The 15,158-nt window shown below is 42.5% G+C and carries 15 protein-coding genes; 11 read left to right on the forward strand and 4 right to left on the reverse strand.

Annotated features, from left to right (window positions below; all coding sequences use genetic code 11):
- Positions 1-105 precede the first annotated feature (105 nt).
- The 3 genes from G457_RS0111390 to G457_RS0111400 are packed head-to-tail and all read left to right on the forward strand — an operon-like array spanning position 106 to position 3,874.
- A complete protein-coding gene (locus tag G457_RS0111390; RefSeq protein WP_026946600.1) occupies positions 106-1,227 on the forward strand; it encodes an alpha/beta hydrolase in 1,122 nt (373 codons plus the stop codon).
- A 6-nt stretch (positions 1,228-1,233) separates the two neighbouring features.
- On the forward strand, positions 1,234-2,655 hold the full coding sequence (locus G457_RS0111395) for a leucyl aminopeptidase family protein (protein ID WP_035483693.1): 1,422 nt from the start codon (positions 1,234-1,236) through the stop codon (positions 2,653-2,655).
- Position 2,656: 1 nt separating this feature from the next.
- On the forward strand, positions 2,657-3,874 hold the full coding sequence (locus G457_RS0111400) for an ATP-grasp domain-containing protein (RefSeq protein WP_026946602.1): 1,218 nt from the start codon (positions 2,657-2,659) through the stop codon (positions 3,872-3,874).
- Positions 3,875-3,883: 9 nt separating this feature from the next.
- Here G457_RS0111400 and G457_RS0111405 read toward each other — a convergent pair whose 3' ends face one another.
- The 4 genes from G457_RS0111405 to G457_RS0111425 form a co-directional block, all read right to left on the reverse strand.
- Positions 3,884-4,651 carry a TIGR02757 family protein gene (locus tag G457_RS0111405; protein ID WP_026946603.1) on the reverse strand — a complete coding sequence of 256 codons (768 nt, stop codon included), beginning with the start codon at positions 4,649-4,651 and terminating at the stop codon, positions 3,884-3,886.
- Positions 4,652-4,655: 4 nt separating this feature from the next.
- The gene (locus G457_RS0111410) at positions 4,656-5,210 is read right to left on the reverse strand and encodes a hypothetical protein (protein ID WP_026946604.1); all 555 of its coding nucleotides are present in this window, start codon (positions 5,208-5,210) and stop codon (positions 4,656-4,658) included.
- Positions 5,211-5,262: 52 nt separating this feature from the next.
- Positions 5,263-5,862, reverse strand: a complete 600-nt coding sequence (locus tag G457_RS21370) for a DUF6992 family protein (protein ID WP_035483695.1) — start codon at positions 5,860-5,862, stop codon at positions 5,263-5,265.
- Positions 5,863-6,443: 581 nt separating this feature from the next.
- Entirely contained in the window at positions 6,444-7,616 is a 1,173-nt protein-coding gene (locus tag G457_RS0111425; RefSeq protein WP_026946605.1) for a LysM peptidoglycan-binding domain-containing protein, read from the reverse strand.
- Positions 7,617-7,823: 207 nt separating this feature from the next.
- On the opposite strand from G457_RS0111425, the gene G457_RS0111430 reads away from it, so the two are divergent.
- The 8 genes from G457_RS0111430 to G457_RS22545 all read left to right on the forward strand — a co-directional run bounded on the left by G457_RS0111430 (position 7,824) and on the right by G457_RS22545 (position 14,949).
- On the forward strand, positions 7,824-9,146 hold the full coding sequence (locus G457_RS0111430) for an NfeD family protein (protein ID WP_248602858.1): 1,323 nt from the start codon (positions 7,824-7,826) through the stop codon (positions 9,144-9,146).
- Positions 9,147-9,172: 26 nt separating this feature from the next.
- Positions 9,173-9,550, forward strand: coding sequence for a globin domain-containing protein (locus G457_RS0111435; protein WP_026946607.1), 378 nt, complete (start codon positions 9,173-9,175; stop codon positions 9,548-9,550).
- The gene (locus tag G457_RS0111440) at positions 9,543-10,271 is read left to right on the forward strand and encodes a lysophospholipid acyltransferase family protein (RefSeq protein WP_081701429.1); all 729 of its coding nucleotides are present in this window, start codon (positions 9,543-9,545) and stop codon (positions 10,269-10,271) included. The genes G457_RS0111435 and G457_RS0111440 overlap by 8 nt, the downstream gene beginning before the upstream one ends.
- 34 nt (positions 10,272-10,305) lie before the next feature.
- On the forward strand, positions 10,306-10,593 hold the full coding sequence (gatC, locus tag G457_RS0111445) for an Asp-tRNA(Asn)/Glu-tRNA(Gln) amidotransferase subunit GatC (protein WP_026946609.1): 288 nt from the start codon (positions 10,306-10,308) through the stop codon (positions 10,591-10,593).
- A gap of 2 nt (positions 10,594-10,595) precedes the next feature.
- Positions 10,596-13,373, forward strand: a complete 2,778-nt coding sequence (locus G457_RS0111450; protein WP_026946610.1) for a tetratricopeptide repeat protein — start codon at positions 10,596-10,598, stop codon at positions 13,371-13,373.
- Positions 13,374-13,434: 61 nt separating this feature from the next.
- Complete coding sequence (locus G457_RS0111455) at positions 13,435-14,151, forward strand: ABC transporter ATP-binding protein (RefSeq protein ID WP_026946611.1); 717 nt, start codon at positions 13,435-13,437, stop codon at positions 14,149-14,151.
- A 56-nt stretch (positions 14,152-14,207) separates the two neighbouring features.
- Positions 14,208-14,765, forward strand: a complete 558-nt coding sequence (locus G457_RS0111460; protein WP_026946612.1) for a cob(I)yrinic acid a,c-diamide adenosyltransferase — start codon at positions 14,208-14,210, stop codon at positions 14,763-14,765.
- Positions 14,752-14,949 (forward strand): hypothetical protein, encoded by a 198-nt coding sequence (locus tag G457_RS22545; protein WP_155847135.1) that lies wholly within the window; start codon positions 14,752-14,754, stop codon positions 14,947-14,949. Before G457_RS0111460 ends, G457_RS22545 begins: the two co-directional genes overlap by 14 nt.
- The last annotated feature ends 209 nt before the right edge of the window (positions 14,950-15,158 follow it).

Consider the following 15,158-nt stretch of genomic DNA (forward strand, 5'->3'; position numbering starts at 1 on the left):
GAAACACCTGTTTTTCACATTCTGAATAATCATTTTCAAATACATTTCATTTTGAAGCGGTATAAGCTATTTTTGCAAGGCTAAGCCATCGCCTGCTACCTGCTGATGAATTCACAAGAGCCTCCAGTAAAGTCCACTGTCACCCATACCAAAAAAATCATCCTTCTCACTCCGAATGATGATAACAGGCCGGTTTATATCTCGGGTAATTTCAATAATTGGGCGACTCAGGACTATAATTTCCGAATGGAAAAAATTGAAGAGGGGTGCTATGAGTTTGAATTTCCGGAAGGTGAAGAGTTTGAAGGAGAACTGATCTACAAATTTACAAAAGGAGACTGGTCAGAAGTCGAAATTGATCGATACGGAAATAAAACTCCCAATCGCCACTGGAATGATGATCAACTCGAGCGAGTTGAAAAAGTAGCTAAATGGCGTCACAACTGGCTTCCTTACCGCCCAAGTCAATTGCCAAAGGTGCATTTGATCTCGGAGGAATTTGAAATTCCCCAACTCAATAAAACCCGCAAAATATGGGCGCTCCTTCCCCATGATTACGATACCAGTGATGAGCATTACCCGGTTCTTTACCTACAGGACGCTCAAAACCTCTTCAATGAAAAGTCCGAATTCAACTGGCAGATAGATAAGAAGCTGGCGGTTATGTCGGACTACGGAATTGGGAAGATTATCGTCATTGCTATCGAGCATGCAGAATCAGAGCGCATTCAGGAGTACAATGTAGGGCGAACCTTACTAGGTGCAGGTCACGGAAAAAAATACATCCGCTTTATCACCGATACCTTGAAGCCTTTTGTGGATAAGACTTTCCGAACCAAAACTGAGCGTGAATTCACAGGTATTGGCGGAAGTTCCATGGGAGGTCTAGTGAGTATTTTTTCAGGATTGATCTATCCGGAGGTTTTCGGAAAATTGATGGTCTTTTCTCCCTCGCTTTGGGTCATACCCAAGATCAAGCTCGGCTTTCTGGATATTTTTGAACCGCAGGAAACTAGACTTTACCTCTATGCAGGCGGAGACGAAAGCGAAACTATGGTCAAGCATGTGACCAAATTCCGAAAGCGGTTACTAAGGAGAGAAAGCCTTCAAGGAAAAATGAAAGTGCGCCTTTCCATCAATATGGAAGGAAAACACAATGAAAGATACTGGAGCGATGAGTTCCCAAAAGCCATCGAATGGCTTTTCTTTAGTGACAAACCTGACTAAATCAAAATGCAATTTCAACTGAATCCAAAGTCAAAATCACAGACTTCCCTGAAAATTTTTCCTCTTAGAAGCGATCAGGTTTCCGATTTTTTAAGCCAAAACTTTCCGCAACAAACTATATCTCCGCTCCTTTTCAGCGGGAAGGAAAATACGCATTATGCTTTCTCGAATGAAAGCCATATCATTCTTCTGCTGGGTTTAGGCGATAGTCCAAGCTATAAATCAGTTGAGAATGCTTTCCGAAGAGTATTGGCTAAGCAGGGAGATTGGGTGAAAGAAAACATAGAATTGAACTTCAGTCAAACTGACCAGGCAGATTTGATGGAAGCAAGTATAATTGGCTTAGGATTAGGAGCTTACCATTTAGATTTTTTCAAGAAGGAGCGAAAAGAACTATTTCAAAAACTGAAAGTAGCTATCCGTTCGAATTCACCCGAAGCCAAAAAGACGCTATTACGTGCAGAGAAGATCTTGGATGCCAAGTTGGAGGCTTTATTGATGGTAGATCTTCCACCAAATGTACTTACCCCTAAGTATTTGGCGGATTGGGCAAAAAAGACATCCAAAAAGCTAAGCCTGAAAGCAAAAATCTTTGACCGGAAAAAGGCAAAATCAGAGGGCCTTGAAGCTTTTTTGGCAGTGGCAAGAGGTTCTGCTAAAGAACCCCAATTCATCGTTTTAGAATACCGACAGCCTAAAGCCAAAAAACACATCGGACTGGTCGGAAAAGGAGTTACTTTTGATACAGGAGGCCTGAATGTGAAGACTCAAGGGATGCATTACATGAAGTCAGACATGGGCGGTGCAGCGGCGGTTTTGGCAGCAACCCAACTCATCGCTTCCCTCCAAGTCCCAATCAACCTGACTTGCATCGTGCCAACGGTGGAAAATGCAATTGACAAGGATGCCTATCTTCCTTCCGAAGTCATTGAAAGCTACTCAGGTAAAAGCATAGAAATCGTCGATACCGATGCAGAAGGACGATTGATTTTAGCAGATGGCTTGGCTTATTTGGTCAAAAATTACCAAACTGATCACATCCTTGATTTTGCAACATTGACTGGATCAGCTGTTGGAACTTTCGGGTATGAATGCGCAGCTTTGTTTTCCAATGATGAATCCTTGTCCAAGCAAATTCAGGATTCAGGTATGGGAATAGGTGAAAAATCCTGGCCTCTACCCATCTGGAAGGAATATGCGAAAGAAATGGATAGTGAGATTGCGGACATTCGAAACTACCATGGAAAGCCTCTTGCAGGAGCCATCACAGCAGCTACATTTTTGCAAGCTTTCACCAATGAGCATCCATCTTGGGCACATTTAGATATTGCCGGTGTAGCCTTCGGAGATAGTGAGTTTACAAAAACCAAATCCGGCACATCCTATGGTGTCAATTTATTGCTTAATTTGATCGAAAATCTTCTTTAAAATGGATACTTCGGGCAAAACTTTTCTCTGCATCTCCAACTACTTCAAAGGAAATGCATTTTTAATTTCTCTCAAGAAGCAAGGGAATCGAGTCTTTTTGGTGACATCAGAAAATCTCAAAGAGCATCCTTGGGCTTTTGAATACATCGATGAAGTTTTCTACATGCCGGGCCAAGATTTGGATTGGGATTTGAATTTACTCTTGCAAGGAGTCGGAGGGCTCATGAAGGAGAATAAGATCGATGCCATCGTCGCTTTGGATGATTATGATGTAGAAAAGGCAACTTTTCTTCGAGAAAACCTACGTATCTCAGGTATGGGGCAAACTACCGGTCGATACTTCCGCGACAAGCTTGCCATGCGGATCAAAGCGCAAGATGCAGGAATCAATGTGCCTGCCTTCTCTCCCCTATTTAATGACGAGGATATCAACCAATATGCAGATCATATTCCTGCCCCTTGGGTACTGAAACCTCGCTCCGAAGCCTCAGCGCATGGTATCATTAAGGTGCACAACAAGGAGGAGCTCTGGAAACATATCCATGAACTTGGAGACAATCGCCTTTATTACCTCGTGGAGCAGTTTAAGCCGGGTGATGTTTATCATGCGGATGGCTTGATGCTAGACGGAAAAAACATCTTTTTGACCGTTTCTAAATACTTAGCAACTCCCATGGAAATATCTCAAGGAGGTGGGATTTTCCGATCAGCCAATTTGGAATATGGCTCTGCAGATGAAAAGGCCATCAAGAAAGTGAATAAAGATATCATGAAAGCCTTTGGCCTAAAGTCAGGTGCCACTCATACCGAATTCATCAAGTGCCATGAAGATGGGGAAATCTACTTTCTAGAAACCTCTTCGCGCGTGGGAGGAGCTCATTTGGCAGAAATGGTAGAAGCAGCTACATCCATCAATCTCTGGACTGAATGGGCCAAAATCGAAGATTCTCTTGCTCGAGGAAAGGAGTATAAACTCCCCAAAAGCGTCAAGCAATATGCAGGAATTGTGCTCACACTTTCCAAATTCCAAAATCCTGATTTAAGCAGCTTTGATGACCCGGAGGTGTACTTTAGAGTTCCATTGGAATACCATGCAGGATTGATTGTACGATCAAAAAATCGGGATAAGGTTTTGGCACTTTTGGATGATTATGCAGATCGATTAACCAGGGATTTCTCGACAACTGCCGCTGCACCCGAGGTGAAAAAGTTTCATTAATTCCGCCTTCTAAAACTTCTCCTCCACTCCCAGACCAAAAAGCGCAAAGTCATATTTGACAGGATCGTTCGAGTCCATTTCGCGCAATCTTTCTGTAAGTTCGATAGCGGTCTGCCAGTCGGTTTGCTTTCGGGTAATCAATCCCAACTTTCTGGCAACCCGATCCACATGCAAATCGCAAGGGCAGATCAACTGAGCGGGCTGTATACTTTTCCATATCCCAAAATCCACTCCATTGTCATCATGTCGAACCATCCAGCGGAGAAACATATTCATTCGCTTGCAGGCTGATTTCCGGGCAGGTGTCGCAATATGCTTTCTCGTACGGCTAGGAGCATCTGGCAAGGAAAAGAAGAACTCGTGAAAAGCCTTCAGCATGCTCTCCATTCCATCGAGTGAATGGTTTTGGCCTATAAGAAACGCTTCTTCAAGCGAATCATAATGCCTATAAAACCAGGCAAAAAAATGAATAAAATAAAGCGTGTCTATATCATTGAAGGTTCTATGCTTGAAAAGCAAAAAGGGCTTTAAATCCTTCTCTTGATGATTTAACAAAAAGTCATGCGGAGCATTATCCATTAGACGAAAAAGCTCCAAGCATTTGGAAATTATGGTTTTCCGCTGTCCCCATGCAAGAATAGATGCAAAAAAACCAGCGATTTCGATATCCTGCCTTTTCTTGAATAAATGTGGGATAGATATTGGATCGTAGGTAATAAATCCCGGTTGATTGTATTGCTCAACCTTTTCATCCAAAAAGCCCTTCAGATCTTGCATTGGCTTAAAGAGCGACCTTTACCTCTCCTCCTTGGGTTCCATCAAACCATTTAAAAAACAATTCCCGTTCTCCTCTCTCAGACACATGCCAGTCAAAGCATTTGATATTGGTAAGCGGTCTCAGGCTATCTTCATCCGGATTGTAAAGACAAATATCAAAATCAGGAAGTTCTTTGGAATCTGTGCTGTTCCACTTCTCCAGAATCAAGCCTTCTTCAATCACCCGAACTTTATTACCAAATACATAATCGGATAAAATGGAAGGAACACCATCCACTCTTCGAAGCTTAAACCCTGAAGGACCAAACATGATTGATTTGACTTCGAGTGCCTCAATTAGCTCATTGGTATGGGGCAAGGTCTCCCAATCTGAAGCTTTGATCGTCACTTTTTTACCCTCAGGTCTAATACGAGCAAGCAATTGGGAAAGCTTTGAAAAAATCCAGGTCAGGCCGATGAAGAGCAAGCCAAAACTAGCAAGAATTGGATAGCTGATCACGAATATCAAATTCCAGATAAATCGGAATAGGTAATGAAAAAAGAGTTGGATTTTGTTCATTCTTCTGTGGTAGAATGCAAAGTTACCTTAGAAGCTTGGGATTGACAAATGCCTATTGAATTGGAATCCGTAGGGAAAAGCCCGTAGGGCCTAAACTGAGTTGATTCACAATTTCCGGTAAAGCCTGTGCATGATGGCTGTGAAAACCATACATAATTGCGTCAAAGGTCAATAAAAATGCACCTTGGAGAATGATTGACTTCCCAAAGCCCTGCAGTCTTTCGTTGTTTTTTCTCAGGCCACGCTCCTTCAGATAAAGACCTCCTGCCATGTATCCCAAATCAAGCGCAGCATTGACAAGCAATACTTTTTCGATTCCTTGCTGGGCTTCGATGGTCTCCCAGAGACTCATGGCTTCCGGGCTTTTGCTTGCCTGCCAGTATCCGAATCCTGCAATGATCAGATTGACCGAATTCCAATAGAGATTCATTTGATGAAAAGCCTTATCGGAACCGGTAGTTTGGGATGCAGCTATTCCTCCCCAAAGCATATTTCCAACCGCCCAAGAACCTAAAATGACCATACCCTTCCGATTGAAATCTGTTCGGGTGGTATTGAAAAAATCAAGTTCCTGCTGCTGCGCCATCAGCTCATTGGCAAAGAAGCAGGATGAAAAAACTATCAGAAGAAAAAAGGCGGTTTTAGATTGCATATGTGTAAAACTACTGGAAATTCTGAATGTTTTTTTAATCTCCTAGATGCATTTTTCTCTCGCAAAGACGCAAAGAAAAAAAGCGCTGAAGGAGCGATATGTATAAACCCTACCACAGGTAGGCAGGCCTGGGTAAGCAAGAGGAGGTACGAGGCGCAGCGCAACCCAGAATAAAATTAATATCAACCTCTAGCGCTGGCCCTTAGTCTATAATTTGAAAACGGATTTTTTTGCCAGCAAGACGGAGATGAATTGAACTGACGAATTGCGATTTACGATTTACGGCATTTTTATATTAATGGGCCTCAAACCAGGCCTTTGATGGCCTTATTTCTTTCGGTCGTTCTAATGTCGAATGATGAATGTCGAAGTTTCCAGCTCTCGTAGAGGACCGGTGTCCATAGGTTTTTTTCCAGCGATTCTGGAAAATATGAAATACGCCTGCGGCGAAATAGGCTTCATTGCTAGCAAAACTTCGACAATTAATTAAAAAACAAACCTTATTTGACCGACCCTATTCAACAAAAAACCCATCCGACAAAAATCAGATGGGCTTTGATCGCTAAAATATTTATAATCTCTTAATACGCTACTTCAACAGGAAAGCGTGGATTGACTGCCTTGAGTTGATCATAGGCTGCTTGGGATAGTTTGATAACCAGTTTGGAATTATCACCTGTTTCTGGCAAAACACCAACTACCCTAGCGAAAATGGTCACATCATTTTCCTCATTTCGAACTCGCATGATCGTTCCGACAGGAGCTGTACGATGAAGGACCAAGTATTTTTTGTGCCCTCCCGTTCCCGGAATCACTTCAGCCTGACCCATTTCAGAAATATTCTTAAACCCGCCTGAGCTAGCTCCATCAGGCACTTCATGCATTTCCTCTACATCAGTTACCACTTTCGGTTCACCGACGATCGGAACTTGTGAGGGAGCAGGCTCTGCTCTTCCCACTTTGATAACTTGTCCAACTTTAAGATTATTGGAGCTTAAGCCATTCCATCGAATCACCTCCTCGACCTTTGCATTGTATTGTTTTGAAATCGAAAAGAGCGTCTCTCCCGATCTTACTTCATGGGAAATCCAATCACCCGGAACTACTGCTACAGCCTCGGCAGGTGCTTTTGGAGTTTCGGCCACTGAGCTTTTCTCTTCTACCGCTTTTTCAGCTTTCGCTTCTACTTTCTCGACCTTTTTTGGTGCTTTTTCTTCAACCTTGACCACCTCCGTATTGGTAGCTACAGCCTTTTCTGAAGTAGGCTGAGTTTGTTGCGGTATTTCTTGCTTCTCGACCTCTGCTACAACTGGCTTGGGAGTTGCAGCCTGACCTTTAATAATTAAAGCCTGACCGACGCTAAGGTCATTTCCACGTAGGGAATTCCAGGTTTTCAATTCATCGATGGAAACATTATACTTTTTGGAAATCGAATACAGCGTCTCTCCTGAAGCTACTTTATGCAAATCCGAACCTGCAGGAACCGACTCTTCACCTATGAAAGGAACAAAAATTTCCTGACCTGCTTTCAAGCCTGATTTTAAAGATTCATTTGATTTAACAATCTCACCAACAGGGGTTTGGTAACGGCGGGAAATCGCAAAAAGCGTCTCTTTTGCCTCTACTTGATGAACAATAAATGACTTCCCACCTCTTTTTTCTGTACGTAAGGAATCCAAGACAGAAACAGCTTGAGCACTACCTGCGAAAGCTAAAAAAATTAAACCGAGAGTAAGAAATTTGTTGAATCGCATGCTTAAATTAAGGTTAGGTGTTGTTCGGAAACTTCAAACATTAACATAAGAACAAGAATTATGCTAAAGAGAGCGATTTTGAACAATTAATTACCGCTCATATTCTCTGCATGTGATATTTAGCTTTTTTGATCTCGAATCGAATCAATATTAGACTGAAAAAAGTATCTTGCTTCTATGAGTAGACTTCTTCTTCCTTTCCTTTTCATGCTTATTTCTTTTTTCCCACAGCAACTCCTTGCGCAGGATAAAAAGATAGAACGGATTTTCACTTTTAAAATTGATCGGGACATCGATCCTGCCATGAATCGCCGGGTAAAACTCGCTTTGGAATCCGCGGAAGAAAAGGAAGCTGATTTGATCATTATTGAAATGGATACTTACGGCGGCGCTGTGAATGATGCCGATGATATTCGAACCATGATTTTGGAAGCTCCGATTCCGGTTTACACTTTTATCAACAAAGATGCGGCATCTGCAGGAGCCTTGATCTCTATCGCCAGTGACAGTATTTATATGGCCCCGGGTTCAAGTATCGGAGCAGCCACCGTGGTAAATGGTGCGGATGGTAGCGCTGCACCTGACAAATACCAATCCTACATGCGATCCATGATGCGAAGTACTGCCGAAGCAAGTGGTAGAGATCCAAAAATCGCAGAGGCTATGGTGGATGAAAAAATTGCCATTGATGGAGTCACAGAGGAAGGCTCAGTAGTAACACTTTCCGTTTCTGAAGCTATCAAATTTGGCTTTTGTGAAGGAGAATATCCTTCGATAGATGCAATTCTTGCCACTCAAGGGATAGCAGAGGCCGAAATCATTGAATATGAAGTTTCCAATACGGAGCAAATCATATCCTTCTTTTTAAATCCTGCTATTTCAGGAATCTTAATCCTAATTATCATTGGTGGTATTTACTTTGAATTGCAGACACCGGGAGTTGGTTTTCCACTGGCTGCCGCCATTCTCGCAACCATCCTATATTTCATTCCCTATTATCTCAACGGCCTGGCTGAAAATTGGGAAGTGATTGTCTTTGTTTTGGGAATCATATTGCTGGCGGTGGAGCTATTTGTCATACCAGGTTTTGGAATATTTGGAATTCTGGGAATAGTCTGCATCCTCTCTGGCTTGGTCTTAGGAATGCTCCCCAATCAAAACTTTGACTTTTCCTTTGTACCTGCAGAGCAACTCTTTGTCGCTTTGCTCACCGTTATACTGGCAGCCATAGCCGCAGTTTTTCTGATATTCTGGTTGACACCAAAAGTGAACTCTTGGAAGGCATTTAGCACCATTACCCTTGCCACAACTCAAGGAAAGTCTGAAGGATATACTTCTTCCTTTTATCCTGATGAACTCAAGGGCAAAGTTGGAAAGGTCCATTCCCGTCTTCGACCAAGTGGAAGAGTAGAAATCGATGGAGAAATCTTCGATGCCTATTCCCGGGGAGAGTTTATTGATCAGGGTGAAGAGATTATTGTCATTTCTACAGAAGGAACTTCGCTGAAGGTCAAAAAGCACGAAGGCTAATTCTACTTTTTTTCTAAGTTTGCGCCATGAATCCATTTCAGAGCATCTACGAGGCAGTAGGTGAAGAAAAAATACAGGAACTGGTCCATCATTTTTACCAAGGGGTTGAAAGTAACCATGAGCTCCGGAAACTTTATCCTGAAGGAGATTTAAAACCTGCTGAGCGTAGACTGTATTTATTTTTAGTTCAGGTGTTTGGAGGGCCGCAAACTTACTCAGAAGAGCGTGGTCATCCTCGCTTAAGGCTGAGACACATGCAATGGGCGATTGATCCAAAAATGCGGAATCATTGGCTGAATGCCATGCTCGAAGCAATGGATAAAATAGAGCTTGATCAAGAGGTCCGGGAATTGATGATGAATTACTTCATCAAAGTTGCAAATCACATGGTCAACCATGATTAAGCTTCTTCGAAGAATATATTCCCTCTATGCCGCACTGCTTTTTGTGCTAAGCTTTTTATTGATTTTTCCATTCTTTCTGATTTGTATTTGGATACCGGGCTGGAAACCTTACGGCCGAAGAATCAATCAATATTGGGCTAAAATTTATTTTTCTCTGATTTTCAAACCAGTTCATTTAGAAATTCAAGGTCAAATCAAACCCGGCCAACCCTACATTTTTGCAGCCAATCATTTCTCATACCTCGACATTCCCATGATGGGTTTCATCCCCGGAGATGTACAATTCATCGGAAAAGCATCGATTCGAAAAGCACCCCTTTTTGGTTATTTCTTCAAAAGCCTTCATATCGCAGTGGATCGCTCCCGCTTAAAAAGCAGGGCGGAAACTATGCGTCGCGCTGCTTTGGCGGTGGATGAAGGTAGCGGGATCGTGATTTTTCCTGAAGGAGGAATTTACACGACTCAGCCACCCCATATGGTACCCTTCAAAAATGGGGCTTTCCGACTTGCTTTGGACAAACAAATCCCCATCATTCCTGTCACATTGTCGTTTAATCATCTAATTTTGCCTGAGGACGGTAAGTTTTTGCTCGACTTTCACCGGGCAAAAATGGTCCTGCATGAGGCAATCTTTCCTGAAGAAGGAGCTACGGAGGAAAGTTTGAAAAACAGATGCTTTGAAGTCATCGAAAGGCAATTGCAACTTGATAATGGCGTTTAAAGGAAGATTGGTAATAAAACTGAGCTAAGTTCAAATGAAAATAGACAAAGAATCCATTAAGAAAATCGCTCACTTGGCGCGCTTGGAATTTGATGAATCCAGTGCCGAAAAAATGTCAAAAGACATGAGTCAGATTTTGGACTGGGTGGAAAAACTCAATGAACTCGATACAGAGGGAGTAGAACCACTGACCACGATGTCCTCTGAAGTCAATGATATGCGTGAAGATAAGGTTGGAAACCACTTGGATCATGAAGCAGGACTGAAAAATGCTCCTAAGCGGGATTCAGATTATTTTCGGGTGCCAAAAGTTTTGGAATAATAATGCGTCAAATCCTTCCAGCCATCGGCTCTTTTATCCTCATTGCCTTGATCCTAATCGGGGCTTTTTTATTGATCTATTTCGTGGGTTTCGATCGTATGCCCTATCGGGAGCTCATTCCTGGTTACTTTCTGGACCGACTACCTATTCCTTTTGACATAGCTGCGATTGGGCCAGTGACTTTTCCGATTGAAGTAGATAATTTTCTGGTTTTCCAAGAATTCAAATCTCTAAGACCCAGTTTTTCATTGCTTGAAATTCGGACATTTGGAGTGCTGGCTTTTATTTTAATTTCAGCCTTTTTGGCTTGGATACCTTCTTTCAAAAAACTCTATTTCCTCATTGCGGGTGCAGCCTGGATTCTGATCTTAACACTTGGCAATCTCAATGGGCTCAATTTTGAAGGGCTTAGTACTAACCTACCCTTGATTGTAGCGATTGCAGGAAGTTTGGCGGCTCCTGTCTTTTTCCATGTATCTGGAAAATTCAATTACTATCCAGTTCGCTTTGTTGTCAGCTTACTGTTTGTGGGGATTTCAGCTTGGGTTATGATTCAGGGAAGTACCGTAGAGCAGGCGGATATCTTCCTTGCAGAACATGCCCTGATTCCGGTCTTTTGCCTCAGCATTGCTTGGGTTTTCTGGAATGGACATTCTATGATATCCGGTATTTACATCTTACTGACCCGAGCAAGCCGCAATTTAGAAGTAAAGATTTCATTTCAACTTTTAATTCTATCTATCGTCTACTTATTGCTGATTTTCAATATCTTATTAGATCTAACAGGAAACCCTCTTTCTTGGCTTCCCTCTTTTGATCCGCTGTATTTATTGATCCCCGTAGGCGTTTTGGGCTATTTCGTAATCGATGTCAAAGGAAACACCGATCTAGATTTAATTGCTCCCCCCAAAGTGCTAAAATCCCTGCACTTAATAGGCTTTGCCTTGGTCTTATGGTTAGTTTGGAAATTGAAAGCAACCGGCAATCAACCCGGAGAAGAATTGCTTAAGCACCTCTTTACCTATTCCCAATTGGGTATTTCAGCCTTTTTCATCATCTATCTTTATTCCAATTTTCTTTCCATCATGAATACTGGAAAGAATGTGGAAAGAGTCCTTTTCAAACCTTTTTCTCTTCCCTATTATCACCTTCGTCTTGGTGGGTTGATTGCTATGCTGGTCATCACTGCTTACGCCAACGGAATCGTCGGTGCCCAGGTCAATGCGATGAGTAATCATGTCTTGGGTGATTATTATTATGCAACCGACCAAAGACTCAATGCGAGTATCTTATATGAAAACTCATGGTTTCGCTACCGAAATAATCCGAAAGCCAAAAATGCCTTGGCTCATCTGCTCTTTGAACTGAAACAGCCAAGTCTGGCCAAAAGCCACCTGGAACAAAGCGTGTATGAAGCACCACAGGAGGATAATTTTGTACTTCTAGCAGGGCGGTTTCATCAGGAAAACAAACTTTTCCAAGCTATTTCATTATTAGAAAATGGATTGGATATTTTTAAGCAAAGCGAAGCTATTCGAAATAATCTAGCCTTGCTTTATCTCAAGACCAATCGAGCCGAAGAAGCCATCCAACTTTTGCTGGATGCTCCTCTTGAGCAAAAGGTGACAAAAAGCAATCTTCTGGCTTCTCAGTTGAAAAGCGGAAACTTCAATACTGAAAATACCGAAGCCAAAGATTTACCGAATAAAATCAATGCACTCGCTTATCAGAATGCTTTGGGAAATATTCCTGCCAAAGAGTTGGTAAAAAACCTTCGAGAAGAATCATTAAAGTCTACTTCTCCTATTTTGAAGCAAGCTGGCTTGCGAAATGTGTACTCTGTGTGGACACAAGAATCTCCTGAATCTGACCTTGTCCTATTGGATAGCCTTTGGCAGCAGCCTGAAATGGAAACCTATATCATGCCTTTGCAGGAGACGGCCGTTATTCGGAGCCTGGCAGCAGATCGTATCGGTGAAGCTGTTAAAAACTTAAATGGGCTAGCCTTCCGAAATCCCGGAGACGCTGGTTATTTCCTTCATCTATCGGCCATGATTTTGGCATCCGAACTTGACTTTGAAAAAGCTGGAAAAGAATTATTGGCAGCAAAGGACAAAGGATTCCAAGCTTTCCAAAGCTATCATTGGGAGATTCTAACTTTAGGAGGGTACTATGAAGAAGCCGAGCAACTGAGATTAGCTTACGAATTGAAACCTAGAAACTGGTATGAAAGTCCTGATTCTGAGGAAGCTCAATACCTATTTTGGATTGAACGATTGCATAAAAGCTTGCCCAAAACACTACTAGGAGCTTGGAAGGGAATGGAGGATGAGCGATTCAAGGCAGATTTTGGTATTCGCTTATTGAAGAGTAAATCCCATGACCTAAGCAAAAGCAATATTCAGGAATTGGCTGATTTTATTCAAAAAGTACAAGGTGAAAATACCGCTCTATCAAGCTTCGCTAAAAACCCGGATTTTCAAGATTCGAAATCCATCAATAGCTTTTTAGAATGGCTTGGAAAACCCGATGAACTTACCGGTAACCCCTATCATAGTCCTTTGATTTGGTCGGCACAAGCTATCCAAAGTGATGCCCTCGATCGATACGAAATACTGAATCGAGCGACAGAATTTAACCGAGATCCGGTGCTTTGGATGCGGAAAGTACAAGCAGCCCGAGAGCTGGGCTTGAGCAATTATGCTACCGATGCCTTGGGAGAAATGTCAAAATGGATTGATGAAGAGACACTTTATCAGCTTCAAATGCGTAAATTTTGATAGTTGGTTTCGGTTTTTCTCATAAATGAATCTAACTTTAAGCGAACTAAACCTACACCACATGAGTCGAGTCATAGAAACCCACGAAATCAACAAAACCTATAAAATGGGAGCCGAAACTATTCAAGCTCTCAAGTCTGTATCCATAACCGTGGATCGTGGGGAATATGTAGCATTCATGGGACCTTCCGGTTCGGGTAAGTCCACTTTGATGAATATCATTGGCTGCCTCGACACACCAACTTCAGGTTCCTATATTTTGAATAATAAAGATGTCAGCTCCATGACTGAGAATGAGCTGGCTGAAATCAGAAATAAAGAAATTGGTTTTGTCTTCCAGACATTTAACCTGCTTCCGAGAGCTTCCTGCTTAGAGAATGTTGCCCTACCATTAGTTTATGCAGGGTTTAGTCGAGAAGAGCGGGAAGAAATGGCTTTCAAAGCCTTGGAAAATGTAGGCTTGGGCGATCGAACAAAACACCGTCCAAATGAACTTTCCGGTGGTCAGCGTCAGCGTGTCGCCATTGCAAGAGCCTTGGTCAATGATCCAAGTATTATTCTTGCCGATGAACCTACAGGTAACCTAGATTCCAAAACATCTTACGATATCATGGAGCTTTTCCATGAGCTGCACAGCAAAGGAAATACCATCATCATGGTAACTCACGAGGATGATATTGCTCACTATGCTCACCGAATTGTCAGACTTCGGGATGGATTGGTTGAGTCCGACACAGTCAACCCCAACCCTACTCGCGGAGTGAGCGAAGCAGTCTAAACCCTGCCCTTTTCGAAATAGATTCTTAATTTTGTGCGATCAAAGCAGGGAGTAGAATGAAAATTTATACAAAGACCGGAGACGAAGGGATCACCTCATTATTAGGGGGTATTCGAGTTCCAAAATCTGATTTACGAATCGATGCCTATGGCACTGTGGATGAACTTAATTCCTATGTGGGCCTGCTTCGAGATCAAGAAGTAAATAAGGAAAGAGGTGCGATCTTAAAGGAGATTCAGGATAGACTCTTCACAATCGGTGCTGACCTTGCTACCAGTCCTGGCAAAGACAAAGTCAAAAAACCAGACTTGCACGAATCTGACATTGATCTGTTGGAAAAGGAGATGGATCAAATGGAAGAGCAATTACCACCATTAACCGCCTTTATTCTTCCGGGCGGACATCAATCCGTCTCTTTTTGCCACTTGGCCCGCACAGTATGCCGTCGCACAGAGCGTTTGGTCGTAGAGCTGGCTTCCTATGAAGAAGTCAATCAACTTGTCATGAAATACCTCAACCGACTTTCCGATTACTTCTTTGTATTAGGTAGAAAAATGGCCCAAGAACTAGAGGTCGAAGAGGTGACTTGGAGACCGAGAGTTGAGGGGAAGTAGGGAGTTTGGAGTGGGAAGAGGGAAGTGGGAAGTTGGAAGCTTGAAGTGGGAAGATGGGAGTTGGAAGATGGGAGTTGGAAGATGGGAGAAGGAAGTAGGAAGAGGGAAGTGGGAAGTTGGAAGCTTGAAGTGGGAAGATGGGAGTTGGAAGCCGGGAGAAGGAAGAGGGAAATTGGGAACTTGAAGTTGGAAGTGGGAAGCGGGAAAGTTGAAAGGTTGCAAAGTTCGAAGTTAAGTACAAGGTTCGCTAGTCTGGGCTAGGAATAAAAACCAAAAAGACCCTGAAGGGGTCAAATTGTGAATAGCCCTGGGTGAAACCCAGGGTTCTAAAGTAGACTAGAAAACCAGCGCTGGGCCTGAAAATTTAAATTGGAGAATAATTATATTTCCCAG

The organism is Algoriphagus marincola DSM 16067, from assembly GCF_000429405.1.
Taxonomy (GTDB): Bacteria; Bacteroidota; Bacteroidia; order Cytophagales; family Cyclobacteriaceae; genus Algoriphagus; species Algoriphagus marincola.